Here is a 17,089-nt window from a genome sequence, read left to right on the forward strand (position 1 = left end):
TAAAATGGAATATATTACCATTATAAATGCACGGCAAAATAATCTTAAGAATATTTCATTGAATATTCCAAAAAGAAAAATTACAGTTTTTACTGGCGTTTCAGGTTCAGGAAAATCGTCGTTGGTGTTTGAAACAATAGGTGCAGAAGCACAGCGACAATTTAATGAAACACAGGTAAGCTTTATCAGAAATCGATTACAACATATCGCTGTGCCAGATGTTGATAAGATTGACCATTTAAATGTCCCTATTATCATCAATCAGAAAAGATTGGGTGGAAGTGCTCGTTCGACTGTTGGCACTGCGACAGATATCAATAGCACTTTAAGGTTGCTTTTTTCAAGGATGGGCGAACCCTTTGTAGGATATTCCAATGTGTTCTCATTTAATAACCCTTTAGGCATGTGCATAGCATGTGAAGGTTTAGGTTTTGTTCAGACAGTAGATATTGAAGCACTCATAGATAAGGAAAAATCATTACATGAAGGTGCGATAAGATTTCCAACATTCCAGCCAGGGGGCTGGCGGTTGACGCGTTATACGCTGTCCGGTTATTTTGATAATGATAAAAAGCTTAAGGAATATACTAAAGCAGAATGGCAAACGCTGTTATATGCACCACAGCATAAGCCTGAACATCCGGACAAACAATGGGGCAAAACGGTTAAATATGAAGGACTGATCCCACGGATTGAAAAGACCTTCCTGAAAAAAGATGCGACAGAAAATATCACACGGAAAGATGCATTAAAGCATATTGTCATGACAAAGATTTGCCCTACATGTGCAGGGCAGCGATTGAATAATAAAATTTTGTCCTGTCGAATAAACGGTAAAAATATTGCTGATTGTAGCGCACTCGCTATCGACGAATTACTGAACTTTATCCATGCAATACATTCAAAAAAATATGAAGTTATATTGGTTGAACTGATTAAAAAACTTCAGCATATTGTTGACATCGGTCTTCAGTATTTGACGTTGGATCGCAGGACGGATACCTTGTCTGGAGGAGAGTCCCAGCGTATAAAGATGGTGAAAAATCTAGGCAATAGTTTAACGGACCTGCTCTATATTTTTGATGAGCCTAGTATTGGGTTACACCCCAAAGATCTGCAGAATATTGCCTCAATAATTCAACAGATTAAGGAAAAAGGGAATACGGTGCTTGTTGTAGAACATGACCCCGACTTGATTAAAATGGCGGACTGGGTTGTCGATATGGGACCTGAATCTGGGAAGTATGGTGGAGAAATAGTTTACGAAGGGCAGTTTAATGGACTCAAACGATCAAAAGGAAAAACAGGGCAATACTTTGCTCAAAGCCAAATTTTCAATAACCAGCCCCGAAATGCCCAAGGGCATTTGGAAATTAAAAATGCAAATTTGTATAACCTTAAAGACATTTGTGTTAAGATACCCAAACACGTTTTATCTGTCATTACAGGGGTGGCTGGCTCAGGCAAAAGTACCTTGGTCAACAAGGTATTACCTACATTTTATCCGGACGTAACAATAATTGATCAGTCCTTATTTGCTTCAAGTATCCGTTCAAATTTATTGACTTATCTCAGTTTGTCGGATGCTATCAGAAAACTATTTTCGAAAACTAACCAAGTATCGGATAAACTTTTCAGCAGAAATAGCGATGGCGCTTGTGAGCATTGCAATGGGCTTGGGGTGGAGAAGATTGACCTGGCATTTATGGATGATATTGAACAACTCTGTGAGGTTTGTGGCGGCTCGGGCTTTTCACCGAAAGTCCTTATTTATTTATATCAGGGTAAAAATATAGTTGAAATCATGCAGATGACAGTTGCCGAAGCCGTTTCTTTTTTCCCGAATGAACCCTATCGATCTACTTTTGATCTGTTGTCAAGTCTTGGACTCGGTTATCTTACTTTAGGACAGCGCTTAGATAGTTTTTCAGGAGGGGAAAGGCAGCGCCTGAAACTGACTCGGCAGCTCAATCATACCCATGGAGTTATTGTCCTTGATGAACCGAGCACAGGGCTGCATCCGAGCGATGTTGGCAAACTGTTGAATTTTATCGATAAACTGGTCAATCATGGAAATACAGTTATTGTTATAGAACATAATCTTGATGTTATTGCCCAGGCAGACTGGATCATTGATATTGGGCCGGGTGCAGGCAAATACGGCGGAGAACTTATGTTTGAGGGGACGGTAGCCGATCTACTTCATGATGATCTATCGTCAACTGCCTGCTATTTGAGGCAGCACCTAAAAATGCAATAAGTTAGAGTAACCTCCCATAATCTTACAAATCAATCCTGTAATTCTGTAATGGATTTCCTGCCGATTGTAGTCAAATTTGTAGTGTAAGATAAAAGCAAAATAGTTATGGCTACAAATCAATATAACGAACCTATTTACATTCCATTGGAGGATGTCGAAAGTGAGCATTGTGCATTAATTGTTGAAAAAGGATTGGCGCAGGTAAAGGGGGTGGAGAGCCACAAAGTAGAATTGAATAATCGGCGGGCGGCTATTACTGTAAAGGATAATGCTGTGGTGGCCACGGCCATAAAAGCAGTAAAAGACCTTGGTTATGGCGTTCCCACCATTACCAAGACCTTTCCGGTATTGGGGATGACCTGTGCCTCCTGTGCAGGAAGTGCTGAAAGTATGGCCTCTTATGAACCAGGAGTCGTCAATGCATCGGTAAATTTTGCCACAGGAAATCTTACCGTGGAATATTTGCCCAATATCACGGATCCCGCCAGGATTCAAAAGGCTGTACAGTCTGGCGGTTATGACCTCTTGATAGCAGACGAGTCAACTCAACAGGAAACCTTGGAAACAATCCATGCAGAAAAATTTCAGAAACTTAAAGTCAAGACCATTTGGGCCGTATTGCTCTCGCTTCCTGTGGTTGCAATCGGCATGTTCTTTATGAATATACCTTATGCTGATCCGATCATGTGGTTATTTTCTACTCCTGTTGTACTTTGGTTGGGAAAAGATTTCTTTATCAATGCCTGGAAACAAGCCAAACATCATTCAGCAAATATGGATACCCTTGTTGCCTTAAGCACAGGAATTGCCTATATTTTTAGTGTTTTCAATATGTTGTTCCCGGATTTTTGGCATCAACGTGGTCTGCATGCTCATGTCTATTTTGAAGCGGCATCTGTCGTAATTGCATTTATTTTATTGGGCAAATTATTGGAAGAGAAAGCAAAGGGCAACACATCTTCAGCCATAAAAAAACTGATGGGTTTACAACCTAAAACTGTACTGGTAATACAACCTGATGGTACTGAGGTGCAGGTGGCTATTGAAGCTGTTAGCGTTGGCGATACCATTTTGGTCAAGCCGGGAGAGAAAATTGCCGTTGATGGGATGGTTATTTCAGGCAGTTCATATGTGGATGAGAGTATGTTAAGTGGTGAGCCTGTCCCTGTATTAAAGAAAGAAAATGAAAAAGTCTTCGCGGGCACCATAAACCAAAAAGGAAGCTTCCAATTTAAGGCAGTCAAAGTTGGTAAGGAAACCATGCTGGCACAGATCATCAAAATGGTCCAAGATGCACAAGGAAGCAAGGCTCCCGTACAAAAATTGGTGGATAAAATTGCAGGTATTTTCGTTCCCGTAGTGATCTGTATTGCAATCCTGACCTTTATCCTATGGCTAACATTGGGCGGCGAAAATGGGCTGGTACAAGGGCTTTTGGCAGCTGTGACAGTATTGGTTATTGCTTGTCCATGTGCACTTGGTCTTGCTACCCCCACAGCCATCATGGTTGGTGTTGGTAAAGGTGCCGAAAATGGTATTTTAATAAAAGATGCTGAAAGCCTTGAGCTGGCCAAACGTTTGAATGCCATTGTTCTGGATAAAACTGGAACAATAACCGAAGGGAGACCACAGGTGACTGGGATACGATGGCTGAATAATGATGAACAGCACAAAGATATCTTATTAAGTATTGAAAGACAGTCTGAACATCCTTTGGCTGAAGCAGTCGTCAATTACTTTGAAGGAGTATCCATCACTGAAATTTCTTTGTTTGACAGTATTACAGGGAAAGGAGCCAAGGCTAACCGCGGTACTGAAACATATTTTGTTGGCAATAAGAAACTACTGGCCGACCATCATATTACCATTGCCGAGCAGCTGCAACAACAGGCCGATGCGTGGGGGCAACAGTCCAAAACCGTTATCTGGTTTGCCAATAGTAAGGAGGTCTTGGCTGTAATTGCTATCTCCGACAGAATCAAAGAAACATCAAGAGTAGCGATCAAAGAGATGCAGGATATGGGGATTGACCTGTACATGCTGACTGGGGATAATGAGGCTACTGCGAAAGCTATTGCACGGCAAACAGGCCTCAAGCACTACAAAGCAGAGGTACTACCACAGCACAAAGCTGATTTTGTCAAAGCGCTTCAGCAACAGGGCAAAATCGTTGCTATGGTTGGAGATGGTATCAACGACAGTACAGCTCTGGCAACAGCTGATGTCAGCATTGCCATGGGTAAAGGAAGTGATATTGCTATGGATGTGGCAAAGATGACCATCATTTCATCTGACCTGACGAAGATCCCTCAGGCAATACGATTGTCAAAACAGACTGTCGCAACTATTAAGCAAAACTTGTTCTGGGCGTTTATTTACAACTTGATCGGTATTCCCATCGCTGCAGGTATTCTTTACCCGATCAGTGGATTTTTACTTAACCCCATGATTGCTGGTGCTGCAATGGCACTAAGTAGCGTGAGCGTTGTCAGTAATAGTTTACGGTTAAAATGGAAAAAGTAAGTATTACTACCAAGATGGCGCAACGAAACTAAATGGGCGATTTGCTGTCAGATCAGCAGCAATAAATCAGGATAATAAAATGCAAGGGATACGATCATAGTCACAGTCAGCACTATTGCGTAAATAAAAGATCTGCACATCCCGACATGAATCGAAGCAGGCGCTCAAAAGCTGTAAATTTCATAAAATAATAGCGGAAAACTGTAAACAAATTATAGCTTTTTGACTGAAATTTGTACTAAAACAACGACAATAATAACAAAGTTAATAACATAAAATTCAATATCATGGAAAGCAAAAATCTTCAATTTAAGACCAATATTAATTGTAGTGGATGTATCTCAAAAATAAGCGACGATCTAAATAATGCCGAAGGTATCTGCGAATGGAATGTGGATACTACCAGTAGCGATAAGATCCTTACCGTAAAATCTGAAGGCATTTCAGAAGAGGAAGTCATTGCGATTATCCAACGTAAAGGCTTTAACGCCGAAACACATTCTGCCTAATCAGCTGGCTTGTTGATGGGCACAAACATGTGTTATGAATCACGTAGTTTTTAAGATAACAAAAGGTTGCCCACAAACAGGGCAACCTTTTGTTATTTAATAGGTTATAGGGTGTTAATATTGTAAATAAAACCTGAAAAGTTGTAAACATTTGGGTGTTTAAATACTGAAATTTGAAGTAGAAAGAACGATAGAAGAGTTCAACTTGATCATCAAAAAAAACTAAGATATGAACACACATCACAACCACCATGTAGACCAATCGCCTACTGAAGATGCAAAATTCGACATCAATATTGTTAGTCATCCGCAAAGAATTGAGGCCGGAAAAACGACTCATCTTTCTATTTCAATCACTAAAAACGGAAAAAATGTGGACCTTGAGATTGTACATGAAATGAAGATCCACCTTTTAATCATGAATGAAGACTTAAGCTGGTTTGATCATATTCATCCAGAAGAACAGCCTGATGGAACGTATAGTGTCACAGAGATATTTCCTACTGCTGGTAACTATCTGTTATTTATGGATTATCGTGCAAGTCATGCAGCAGGTCATGTCCATCTTAAACACTTAGCGGTATATGGTAATCCTATATTTCAACCAGCAATACATGAACCAAAATTGATTTCGACTTCTGGCGATTATACAGTTAGATTGTTGAATGGTAATGATTTACGGACAAATCAAAATCAAAGATTACAATTTACGATTGAAAAGGCGGGCAATGCTCTCCTGGAAAAGGATCTTCAACCCTATTTAGGCGCAAATGCACATATTGTTATGGTCGGAAAGACAGATTATGATTTTCTTCATATTCATCCCGTTGCAGATCGCCGATTTCCTATATATGCGGAGACCCACATGGATAAACCTGGACTATATAGAATGTGGGTACAATTTAAGATCGAAGGGAATATTCATACCGCTGATTTTACCGTAAGTGTTTCTCCCGGTGAAACACAACATAACAATCATCAACAACATCATCAGCATGCGTAGGAGAAGAGTCAACCTCTTGAAATAACTAAAGCGAAAAACCGTATTTTTTAAGAAATGCGGTTTTCTATTTGTCGTTTATCAAACGTAGTAAAAAAAATAATCGTTTGGTTAATATTCTTTCTTTTGTCAATCAAAGTATACAAACATGTGGTTAAAATTGAGCGTCATCTTTTCAAATTGCTGAATAAGATCCTGCCCAATATTACCATAGACTGTTTCTTTATCAATTTTATTTTTCAACAAACTGATATTTCTTAGCGTAATCTTCTTTCCCATCATGGGGAAAGTATGGTCAATTTTAAATCCTTCATATTCAGCCTTTCCACCCGCATCACCCATTGTAATCTTGGTAAGGGGGTAGTGCTGCTCAATCTACTAATTTATCAATTCTGATCGAAATATTTCCTTCTATTTTGATAAATGAATTAAAGTTCCTGTATGGTCGGATGATTACCGATATTCGGTTTGGTATCTTGAAGAATAAAGGTTAATTTGCGCTATTAATGGACAAAAATATTTATTATTATCTCTGAAAAACTGCTAGTCAATTTTCAGAATTCAGAATTTTTGTTCCGATCTTCTGATCTATTTGACATCGCTTTCATTTTGATCTGCGTAGGGAGAATTAATACAGGTAAGCATTAGAAATATTGATATAATGAATATAAAATTTAATAAGATAATAACGCGTTTTGTTTTTTTTATTTTAGCAGCGGGCGCTTTGATTGCCTGTGAAAATACGGCTAAAAATAACACAGCTAAGAAAGAAAATATACAAGATACGATCAGTGATGTCGACAGGCCACAAGTTGCCGACGTTTCTTTTAAAGACAAGGAAGGAAATATCGTTAGCCTAAGCTCACTAAAAGGAAAAATCGTATTTATCAATTTCTGGGCCACTTGGTGTCCGCCTTGTATACATGAGATGCCGTCGATCAATGAGCTGCATAAAAAATTCAAGGACAATGAAGATGTCGCTTTCCTCATGATTGATGTTGACAATGCAATTGAGCAATCTACAGCATTTATGGAAAAAAATAAGTATGATCTTCCACTGTATACTCCCGCCAGTGAGATCCCTGCCGAGTTTTTAGGAGGTGCTATCCCTACCACGGTGATTTTGGATAAAGCTGGCAACATCGTTGAGCGTGTGGAAGGAAGTCGGGATTACTCGACCCCAGAGATTGTGGCTGCCTTAACAAAATTGGCTCAAGCGGATCACTAGATGTTTGGATCAATGTCAAGGCAGTTCAAAAGAAGCAATTGCGTAAAAAGGTAATCATATAATAGCAACATGTCTCAACATCAAGAGCAAACAGCAGTACGAACCACCTATTTTAGTATCATTGGCAATGCATTGCTTGCTTTATTAAAATGGCTGGCAGGTTTTTTTGGAAATTCCTATGCACTTATTGCAGATGCCATTGAGTCCACAGCAGATATCTTCTCCTCCTTTTTAGTTCTTCTGGGATTGAAATATGCACAGCGACCTGCCGATGAAAATCATCCGTATGGTCATGGGCGGGCCGAGCCACTGATTACATTTCTTGTTGTTGGTTTTTTGATCGTATCGGCTACGGTGATTGCATACGAAAGTATTGAAAATATCGGAACACCCCATGAGCTGCCAAAGCCATGGACATTATTGGTATTAGGTGCGATTATCATTTGGAAAGAAGCATCCTATCGTATCGTCATGCGGAAAAGCAAAGAAACCAACAGCTCATCTTTGAAAGCAGATGCCTGGCATCATCGAAGTGATGCAATTACTTCAGTTGCAGCTTTTATTGGGATATCAATCGCATTGCTGATGGGAAAGGGATATGAAAACGCTGATGATTATGCTGCACTATTTGCTGCCGGGTTTATCCTATATAATTGTTACCATATCTTTAGGCCTGCCTTAGGTGAGATCATGGATGAAAATGTATATGACGAGGTCATTGAGGAGATTCGGAAATATGCCATGCAGGTAGAGGGAATCAAAGCGACTGAAAAATGCTATGTCAGAAAATCAGGCACAAAATATCATGTAGACCTGCATGCTATTGTTAACAGTGAGATTACCGTGAGAGAGGGCCACACATTGGCCCACAGACTGAAAGATTATCTCTTAGATCATATGCCTGATCTGGGCAATGTCATGATCCATATAGAACCTAATGTCTGTACTTGGGAACATGAAGCTAGGTAAAATATTAATTCAAGAAAATTATTTTGAAATGCTCCTTTTTTGTAGGCTGAATGTCATGGTTTGCCTACTTTTTCCCAAAACCTATATTTTTGTTTTATCTTTAAATCGAGCAGTGTGAGCTTATCTCTTTGGGATTAAATCAATGCTCATAGTCACACTCGTCAATGCAAATTTCTTTTCATTCCATGTAATTACTCCAGCAAGAAGTAGTTAATGAAATTTGTATAGGGAAAAAATAAATTATACGATACTTCATCTTAATGTCTTTCAATCAAAAAATAAGCATCATCTTTCTTTCCACAATAATGTTAGGTTTACTATCCACCCAGCAGGTCTGCGCACAGTTAGGAATGGGAATCAGGGCAGGAGGGAACTTATCCAGTGGTCATGGTACAGCCTTTCAGTCTGACAAAAAACTCGGATATCAGGTCGGCGGGCACCTTGCTTACCATTTCAACAAAACTATCGCCTTGCAGGTCGAACCGGTATATAACCTGATACGTGTCCGCAATAACGAACAAACGGCACAGCGGGATCAGGGTATTGGAGCCGGGACAAGGAAACTTGAATACATCAGTGCTCCCTTGTATCTCAAGCTTAATTTTACAGAGCGTATAGCCATTATGGCTGGCCTAGACTTCAATTTCCTCATGAATGACAACCGTTACAAGTTGAACAATGGTGAGAATGCCTTTCGGCATCAGCCTCGAACAGGCTATAGTTTGGGTGCAGAAATAGGCGGTTTATATTTTAGGTACAGAAAGTTTAACAGAACAACTAATATTGTCGAAAACTGGACTGCTGCTATTGAGCAGTACCAACTGGGATACAAGTTTGATTTGTTTTAACAGAGACCAAACCTGTTGGGCCAATCTAGATTTTATCAAAATACCTCCTTTTTAGCTGATATAAGTCTGCTAAAAAGGAGATCAGGATATTTTTCCAGATTACAGTGTATCTTCTGCTTCAAGCATTTGGATCTGCCACTTAACCTGATCCGCTGTGATCGGATAGTCAACTTTATTTCTAAGACTTTCATAAATAGCATCAAATAGGAGGTTATAATTTCCTTGGTGTGCATCCACATAAGTGGTCTGCCGTTCATTCGATTCATCAACGGTAACCAGTTTTCCCATACATTCATTGGGTTCTATCCCATACATTGGATCCGTGGGGAGCATACCATCGATCAATTGTTGCTCCTGCACATCGGCCATAGTCTTAATGAAACTACCCTTTGTACCATGCAATACAAAGGCCGGTAATGGATCGGCCACAGCAAGGCTTCCGGTCAAAAATACGTTTAGATCGTTTGGATAACGCAAATGATAATGAAAAAAGTCAGCAACTTGTGAACCAGGTCTATTGATGGATGTTGTTTTACTGAATTTCAGCGGTTTTCCAAAAAGGGAAATCGCTTGATCGATGATATGTGGTCCCAGATCATAGGTGAGTCCACTCGAAACAAACTGGTTATTTTCCTTGAAATATTTTTGCCCTAATTCCATTTTATAGCGGTCGAACCTAAAGTGTACTTCTGTCAGTTTCCCCAGCTTACCACTATCAATGATTTTCTTAACATCAAGAAAATGGCTGTCGAAACGTCTATTTTGATAAAAGAAAACCTGTTTTTTACTTTGATTACTGATCTCAATAAGCTTATTGAATTGCAGGCTGTTGTCCACTGCGGGTTTCTCAATTAAAACATGTTTACCAGCTAATAAGGCCTCGGATGCAAATTGAAAATGTGTATGGTTAGGGGTGTTGACAATAATCAGCTCAATACTGTCATCCGCCAATATTTCGGCAATACTATCATAACTTTTTATACCTGGATAAAGCGTATGTGCTGACTTCGTGCTTCGTTCGACGACAGCAACCAAATTAAAATGTGGATTGGTTTGAATGAAAGGGGCATGAAAGACACGTCCCGACATTCCAAAGCTTAAAATTCCGGTGTTGATTTTAGTATTTTCCATTGTTGTTCTGAAGTTGCTATGGGATTTAAGTTTGCAGTGAAAAAAGAACTATGATGTAAATATAATCATATGCAGCATTATTCTATATCAATTTAACGTATATTTTATTCCCGGCGGATTAAACGATAAGTAATGATTTAAGCTTTATTGTATACGTTCCTATTGCGATTTACCTATATTTTGATGGATATCAAATAGTTCTTGATTTCTTTTGCAAGAAAAGTTAAATTTGGTAATTGCTTAAAAAAACCGGTTTTGCTAAACTGATCTCAATAACCAATTTAAAGAGCATATCAACTTAATACTGCGAATCGAATTTATATGAAACCCGTTTGGAAATTTACTTTAATTGCATCACTTGGAGGTTTTTTGTTTGGTTTTGAAACTGCCGTTATCTCCGGGGCCGAACAGATCATCCAAAAATTATGGCATCTGGATTCATGGCGCCATGGCCTCACCGTCTCTATTTCGCTTGTAGGCACTATCCTAGGTGCAATTATCGCAGGTCGCCTGGCCAACAGTTATGGCAGAAAACCAGTGCTTTATGGTATCGCCATACTTTACCTGCTTTCGGCAATCGGATGCGCCCTGGCTTCGCTATGGGAGATCTTTCTATTCTTTAGATTTTTAGGCGGACTGGCTGTGGGGATAAGCTCTGTCGTAGGGCCTGTATATACTTCCGAAATTGCACCCGCCAAGGACCGTGGTAAACTTACCGGGACATTTCAGATTATGATTGTAACAGGGATCTTTACCGCTTATTTGACCAATTTTTTATTTGTTGGACTGGAGACAGGGGCATGGCGTTATATGCTCGGTGTTATGGCTTTGCCAGCCTTGCTCTTCGCGATACTTATCAGACAGATCCCCGAAAGTCCGCGCTGGCTGGTACAGCGGGGGCTCGCTGAAGAAGCACAAAAGAGTTATGAGCGACTGGGTGAAAATCCGGTAATTGCGGTCACCCATCCACCTGTTTCATCCAGCAAGGTGAACTTGTTTCAAAAATGCTATGCGAAACCTATTTTCTTGGCAGTTCTGCTCGCATTCTTTAATCAGATGACGGGGATAAATGCCATTCTATATTATGCACCGCGTATCTTTGAAATGGCCGGTTTCAGCGCCGAACTGGCCTATCTCCAACCCATCTTTATTGGCGGGACCAATTTGCTATTTACCTTGGTGGGCATGAGCATTATTGACCGATATGGTCGTAAGAAATTATTATTAACAGGCGCAGTAGGTATGTTTGTTTTCTTATTGTTGGCCGCTTATGGTTTGAAAGGTGTTCATGGGGACTTTTTATTACTTTTCATCGTTGGTTTCATTGCTTCATTTGCGCTGTCACAAGGTGCAGTTATCTGGGTATTTTTAGCTGAAATTTTTCCCAATGAGGTCCGTGCACAAGGATCGTCATTAGGCAGTACAACACACTGGCTCTTTGCGGCAATTATCTCCTGGATTTTTCCAGTCATTGTAGAAGGGAGTGTCCTCGGTGGTTTCTATGTATTTCTATTCTATGCACTTATGGTAGTTATATCCTTTATCTTTTTTCTTTTCATGCCTGAAACCAAAGGGAAATCATTGGAGGAGATCAGATGACAAAATTATACAGGATCATCCCTCTTTGTTATATCATTGCCTGCCTATCCATATGCCATAGTTGCAGCACACAACATATTGCACATCAAGCAGAGGAATGGGCCATGGGTGGATTTGAACGTCCCAAGGATGTAAATCCAATAATCATTCCAGATAGCAGCACGACATTCTATGATCCCATGCAGAAAAAGACGCTTCATTGGGAAGACAACGACACTTTTAATCCAGCTGCCGCTGTTTATGGCGATCGTATTTATGTCCTTTATCGCGCGGAAGACAAAACAGGGATAAAAATTGGGCATAGAACCTCCCGTCTAGGTTTGGCCAGTAGTACTGATGGCATGCATTTTAACCGGTTTAAGACACCTGTATTCTTTCCTGATGTGGATAGCCAGCGAGACAACGAATGGCCTGGCGGTACTGAAGATCCACGTGTGGCTGAAACTGCCGCTGGAGATTTCGTCATGTTCTATACGCAATGGAACCGAAAAGTTCCCCGCATAGGAGTAGCCATGTCCAGGGATCTCAAGCACTGGACAAAACATGGTCCCATCTTTGGAAAGTCGTCGAAATTGCCACAGCTCGTAAATAGCCCGCACAAATCGGCTTCCATACTAACCAAGCTTGTTGGTGATAAACAAGTGATCACCAAGGTCAACGGCAAATATTGGTTATACTGGGGTGAGCATGGGGTATACGGGGCTACTTCAGATAACCTGATCGACTGGGAGCCTGTGCTCGATGAAAATGGCCAGTTGAAAGCTTTTATATCACCTCGTGAAGGATATTTTGACAGCTCTTTAACCGAATGTGGACCTCCAGCTATCATGACAGCGAAGGGTATCCTACTGCTGTACAATGGGAAAAACCATCCGGAAAAAGGGGATAAGCGGTTTAATAAAAATACCTATGCCGCAGGACAGGTGCTTTTTGACAAAAATGACCCCGGCAAAGTAATCGATCGGATGGATGTCCCATTTCTACGTCCAATGGAAGCTTTTGAAAAGAGTGGCCAGTATATTGACGGGACAGTCTTTATTGAAGGACTGGTATATTTTAAAAAGAAATGGTTCCTATATTATGGTTGTGCCGATTCGAAAGTTGCTGTTGCTGTTTTTGATCCCCAAAAACCAAGTTCCTTTGATCCTTTGCCGATAAAAGATAGGAGCTTGAAATAGTTGAAGGACAATAACTAAAATCATAAAAAAAAGGCAAATCCAGATCTGGATTTGCCTTTGGGTAAGTAATCGGGCTCGAACCGACGACCCCTAGAACCACAATCTAGTGCTCTAACCAACTGAGCTATACCTACCGTGATTTTGATGATACAAAAGTACGATTATACCCTGTTTCCTCCAAATATTTGCAGTAAAAAAAGTAGCGGTTTGAGGCAACTCAGTGAAGATTAGTTTATTAAAATTTAATAAAAAATTGCCTATTATTGACTTTATGGCTGATTTGACAAAAAAGATACCTGGGCGTACTGATCAAGTCCTGCGCATAGATAAAAAAAGCGATTTCCCTCAACCGGAAATCGCTTTTTTATTAGGAAAGAAACTGCCTAGATCATCTCCACGCTTCTTTTCACGAAAGATGTCAGATCTGCTCCGGATAACAATCCTCTTGATAAAAGAGCGAGATCGAAGGCCTGTTTGGCCAATTTCGAGCCCTCTTCTTCTGAAGCAGAGAGGATTCTCTTGATCAATGGATGGTTACCATTGACAGTGACTTTGTAATTGTCCGGCAAAGAGCCATAGAAGTTCATGCCACCACCCGTTTTGGCCATGTCTTTCATACGGCGCATAAATTCATCAATTGTGACTGACACAGGTAAATCACCTTCCTGGAGCGCATCTACTTCAACTTTCATATCCTGACGCGCTATCGCTTTTTCAAATACCGCCAATGCCTTTTTTGATTCATCTTCAGAAAGAACCAAGGCTACTTGCTCATCTTTCTGAATAAGCTTATCGATCACGTCCGCATCCACGCGCTTCAGTTGCACCTTTTCACCTCCTTTTTGTTCCAAATAAGCCGCAAAGTGTGTATCAAGTGGTCCATCAAGCACCAACACATCATAGCCTTTATTCAATGCGGTCTGGATAAAACCATCTTGTTGAGCTGCGTCGTGTGTATAGAGATAAACGATGTTTCCATCTTTATCAGCTTGGATGTCTTTTACTTTCTCGTAATATTCCTGAATAGTAAAACTTTGATTGCCCGTATTTTTTACCAAGCAGAAATCATTTGCTTTCTCGGCAAACTTCTCATCACTCAACATGCCATATTTGATGAACAGTCCGATGTCAGTCCATTTTTCCTCAAAACCCTTACGGTCAGTTTTGAATATCTCATTGAGTTTATCAGCAACCTTTTTGGTGATATAGCTATTGATTTTTTTAACATTGCTGTCGGCCTGCAAGAATGAACGGGACACATTTAATGGAATATCCGGTGAGTCGATGACCCCATGCAGCAGCATTAAAAATTCCGGTACGATATCTTTTACTTCATCCGTAATAAATACCTGTCTGGAATAGAGTTTGATTTTGTTGCGTTGGATTTCCAGCTCATTCTTGACTTTAGGGAAGTACAGGATACCAGTCAGATTAAAAGGGTAGTCCACATTGAGATGAATCCAGAACAATGGTTCATCCATTGAATAAGGGTACAACTCCCGGTAAAATGCCAAATAATCTTCATCTTTCAATTCAGATGGCGCCTTTGTCCATGCAGGATTTGTGTTGTTGATCATATTGTCAACCTCTACAGACTTATATTTTGGCTTGCCTTCTTCATCTTCACCATCCGGTTCAGAACTCGTTTTGGTACCAAAACGGATCGGAATAGGCAAGAATTTGGCATATTTATCCAAAATTTCCTGCAGCTTGGCTTGACTTAGAAATTCCGTTGAATCATCATTGACATGTAAGATCACGTCTGTACCACGGGAGGTCCTGGTACCCGTGGAGATTTCGTAAGAGGTACTACCGTCACAGGTCCAATGTGCAGGTTCAGCACCTTCCTGATAGGATAAAGATTGAATCTCAACCGTGTCAGCAACCATAAATGCGGAGTAGAATCCTAATCCAAAGCGGCCGATGATCTCATTCGCATCATTGGCTTCCTTAAATTTCTCCATAAATTCCGTGGCTCCCGAGAATGCGATTTGATTAATATATTTTTTTATCTCTTCCGCCGTCATACCGATACCATTATCCGAAATGGTAATTGTTTTGGCGTTCTCATCAAATTTTACATCAACGGTCAAATCACCTGTTTCGCCACTGTATTGACCCAATGAGGCCAAACGTTTAATTTTTTGTGATGCGTCAACTGCGTTAGATACCAGCTCACGTAAGAAAATCTCATTATCTGAGTATAAGAATTTTTTGATGACGGGAAATATGTTCTCCGTGTGGATTGAAATACTACCTTTTTCTGGATTCATAATTTGTATGTCGATATTTTATTTTTAATATTTAGGACATCAAAGAACAATCCTTGTTCCAAACCAAAGGTATAGGACAGGATGGCAGAAACTCAATCATTTTGTCATAGATAAGTAAGTTCCGGAAAAAGAAGAGTAATAGGTCCTGTCAAAATATCCCTCCGTCTCACAGAAGGTGGTTGCTAATAGCGGAATTGATTCAATTCAATTCGGGACTTTTCGGAAAGTTGGCAACATGTGTATATTTAGGACCAAGCCCAATAATAGCCTCTTTCCAAAGCAATTCACCATTGTCTTCAAATACAAGCTGATGATGATACTTATTTTGCACGGCCCAACTGTTTTCTTTGATTTCATTCGCCAATTGCTCACTGGACCAGCCAGAATATCCAACGAAAAATTTAATCTCCTCAGATTGGATTTTGTTGGATTGAATCGCATCTAATAAGCGCTCTTCATCACCACCAAAGTAAATACCTGGCGCAACTTCTTCGCCACTTAGTAAGAGATCAAAGCGGTTGTGCACAAAAAATAAACTTTCCTGTGCCACGGGTCCGCCTAAATAGACGGGAAACTTGCATGTAGGAATCGACTCCAACAACTGCCCGATATGCACATTCGTCTTATTATTCAATACAAAACCTAAACTGCCCTCACTGTTGTGATCGCATAATAATATGACTGACCTTAAAAATCGTGGATCCAACATAAATGGCTCAGAGATCAGCAAACTTCCTTTTTGTGGGTCTAATTCGTTAAACATATCTGGCTAAATTTAATTAATATTGAATTTATTGCTGTACTTATTTAACCTATGCGAGATTTGTGCCAAAAAAAAGGATTTTGTCAATTTCTACTAAGTTTATAGAGAAAAAGCAATCATTTTAGTAAGTTTGTGGATATAAAAACAGGTTTATATGTCCATTCAACATAAAGATATTGCAGCCATCAGACAGGATTATGTATTGGGTAACCTATCTGCGTCTGATGTGGATAATGATCCCATCCGGCAATTTAAAAAATGGTTTGATGAAGCCATCCACAGTGAAGTTATCGAGCCCAATGCCATGGTGTTGTCCACCGTATCTTCCCATCATCTTCCATCCTCACGAATTGTCCTCTTAAAAGATATTTCGGATGAAGGCTTGGTATTTTTTACCAATTATGAGAGCCGCAAAGGCGACGATATGAAAGAAAATCCCCATGTGGCACTTTTATTTTTCTGGCCTGAGCTGCAACGTCAGATCCGTATTGAAGGTATGATCGAGTTTACAAATCAGGCCGATTCAGACGAATATTTTCAATCACGCCCGAAAGCCAGCCGCATTGGGGCCATTGCATCTCCGCAAAGCCGGGAAATTCCAAACCGGGACTTTTTGGAAACCAGGGTAGAAGAGCTGTCGGACCAATATAAGGACAGTGATGTGGTACCAAGACCCGAACATTGGGGGGGCTATTTATTAAAACCTATTTATTTTGAGTTTTGGCAGGGTCGCGCAAGCCGACTTCACGATCGTATTGTATATAAGAAAGTTTCAGACTCATGGAGAATTACACGTCTAGCACCATAA

General features: G+C 40.1%; 14 protein-coding genes and 1 tRNA gene. 10 read left to right on the top strand and 5 right to left on the bottom strand.

The genetic code is table 11. The annotated features are described in order from the left end of the window. The first annotated feature begins 4 nt into the window (after nt 1–4). From HX021_RS15620 to HX021_RS15635, 4 genes are all read left to right on the top strand, one after another. Nucleotides 5–2,260 carry an ATP-binding cassette domain-containing protein gene (locus HX021_RS15620; protein WP_286591399.1) on the top strand — a complete coding sequence of 752 codons (2,256 nt, stop codon included), beginning with the start codon at nt 5–7 and terminating at the stop codon, nt 2,258–2,260. A 105-nt stretch (nt 2,261–2,365) separates the two neighbouring features. Next, the gene (locus HX021_RS15625) at nt 2,366–4,783 is read left to right on the top strand and encodes a heavy metal translocating P-type ATPase (RefSeq protein WP_286591401.1); all 2,418 of its coding nucleotides are present in this window, start codon (nt 2,366–2,368) and stop codon (nt 4,781–4,783) included. A 287-nt stretch (nt 4,784–5,070) separates the two neighbouring features. After that, entirely contained in the window at nt 5,071–5,292 is a 222-nt protein-coding gene (locus tag HX021_RS15630) for a heavy-metal-associated domain-containing protein (RefSeq protein ID WP_286591402.1), read from the top strand. A gap of 229 nt (nt 5,293–5,521) precedes the next feature. After that, complete coding sequence (locus HX021_RS15635) at nt 5,522–6,295, top strand: DUF8832 domain-containing protein (RefSeq protein WP_286591403.1); 774 nt, start codon at nt 5,522–5,524, stop codon at nt 6,293–6,295. 126 nt (nt 6,296–6,421) lie between these two features. Here the strand turns inward: HX021_RS15635 and HX021_RS15640 are convergent, their stop codons facing one another. After that, complete coding sequence (locus HX021_RS15640; RefSeq protein WP_286591404.1) at nt 6,422–6,634, bottom strand: hypothetical protein; 213 nt, start codon at nt 6,632–6,634, stop codon at nt 6,422–6,424. Nucleotides 6,635–6,953: 319 nt separating this feature from the next. On the opposite strand from HX021_RS15640, the gene HX021_RS15645 reads away from it, so the two are divergent. The 3 genes from HX021_RS15645 (at nt 6,954) to HX021_RS15655 (ending at nt 9,337) form a co-directional block, all read left to right on the top strand. Beyond that, a complete protein-coding gene (locus HX021_RS15645) occupies nt 6,954–7,520 on the top strand; it encodes a TlpA family protein disulfide reductase (RefSeq protein WP_286591406.1) in 567 nt (188 codons plus the stop codon). 69 nt (nt 7,521–7,589) lie between these two features. Then, nucleotides 7,590–8,489 carry a cation diffusion facilitator family transporter gene (locus HX021_RS15650; RefSeq protein WP_286591407.1) on the top strand — a complete coding sequence of 300 codons (900 nt, stop codon included), beginning with the start codon at nt 7,590–7,592 and terminating at the stop codon, nt 8,487–8,489. Nucleotides 8,490–8,794: 305 nt separating this feature from the next. Then, on the top strand, nt 8,795–9,337 hold the full coding sequence (locus HX021_RS15655; protein ID WP_286591409.1) for an outer membrane beta-barrel protein: 543 nt from the start codon (nt 8,795–8,797) through the stop codon (nt 9,335–9,337). 99 nt (nt 9,338–9,436) lie between these two features. Here the strand turns inward: HX021_RS15655 and HX021_RS15660 are convergent, their stop codons facing one another. Then, nucleotides 9,437–10,468, bottom strand: coding sequence for a Gfo/Idh/MocA family protein (locus tag HX021_RS15660; protein WP_286591410.1), 1,032 nt, complete (start codon nt 10,466–10,468; stop codon nt 9,437–9,439). A gap of 321 nt (nt 10,469–10,789) precedes the next feature. Between HX021_RS15660 and HX021_RS15665 the strand changes: the two genes are divergently transcribed. After that, nucleotides 10,790–12,067: a sugar porter family MFS transporter gene (locus tag HX021_RS15665; RefSeq protein WP_286591411.1), complete on the top strand. Its 1,278-nt coding sequence runs from the start codon at nt 10,790–10,792 to the stop codon at nt 12,065–12,067. Further along, a complete protein-coding gene (locus tag HX021_RS15670; protein WP_286591412.1) occupies nt 12,064–13,245 on the top strand; it encodes a beta-1,2-mannosidase in 1,182 nt (393 codons plus the stop codon). Before HX021_RS15665 ends, HX021_RS15670 begins: the two co-directional genes overlap by 4 nt. 60 nt (nt 13,246–13,305) lie before the next feature. Here HX021_RS15670 and HX021_RS15675 read toward each other — a convergent pair. From HX021_RS15675 to HX021_RS15685, 3 genes are all read right to left on the bottom strand, one after another. Beyond that, a tRNA-His gene (locus HX021_RS15675) sits at nt 13,306–13,379 on the bottom strand. A 249-nt stretch (nt 13,380–13,628) separates the two neighbouring features. After that, nucleotides 13,629–15,518: a molecular chaperone HtpG gene (gene htpG, locus HX021_RS15680; protein WP_286591413.1), complete on the bottom strand. Its 1,890-nt coding sequence runs from the start codon at nt 15,516–15,518 to the stop codon at nt 13,629–13,631. Between the two features lie 199 nt (nt 15,519–15,717). Beyond that, nucleotides 15,718–16,281, bottom strand: a complete 564-nt coding sequence (locus tag HX021_RS15685) for a YqgE/AlgH family protein (RefSeq protein ID WP_286591415.1) — start codon at nt 16,279–16,281, stop codon at nt 15,718–15,720. A gap of 154 nt (nt 16,282–16,435) precedes the next feature. Here HX021_RS15685 and pdxH point away from each other — a divergent pair, with 154 nt between their 5' ends. Next, nucleotides 16,436–17,089 (top strand): pyridoxamine 5'-phosphate oxidase, encoded by a 654-nt coding sequence (gene pdxH / locus HX021_RS15690; protein ID WP_286591417.1) that lies wholly within the window; start codon nt 16,436–16,438, stop codon nt 17,087–17,089.

It is taken from the genome of Sphingobacterium sp. N143 (assembly GCF_030325625.1).
Lineage (GTDB): Bacteria > Bacteroidota > Bacteroidia > Sphingobacteriales > Sphingobacteriaceae > Sphingobacterium.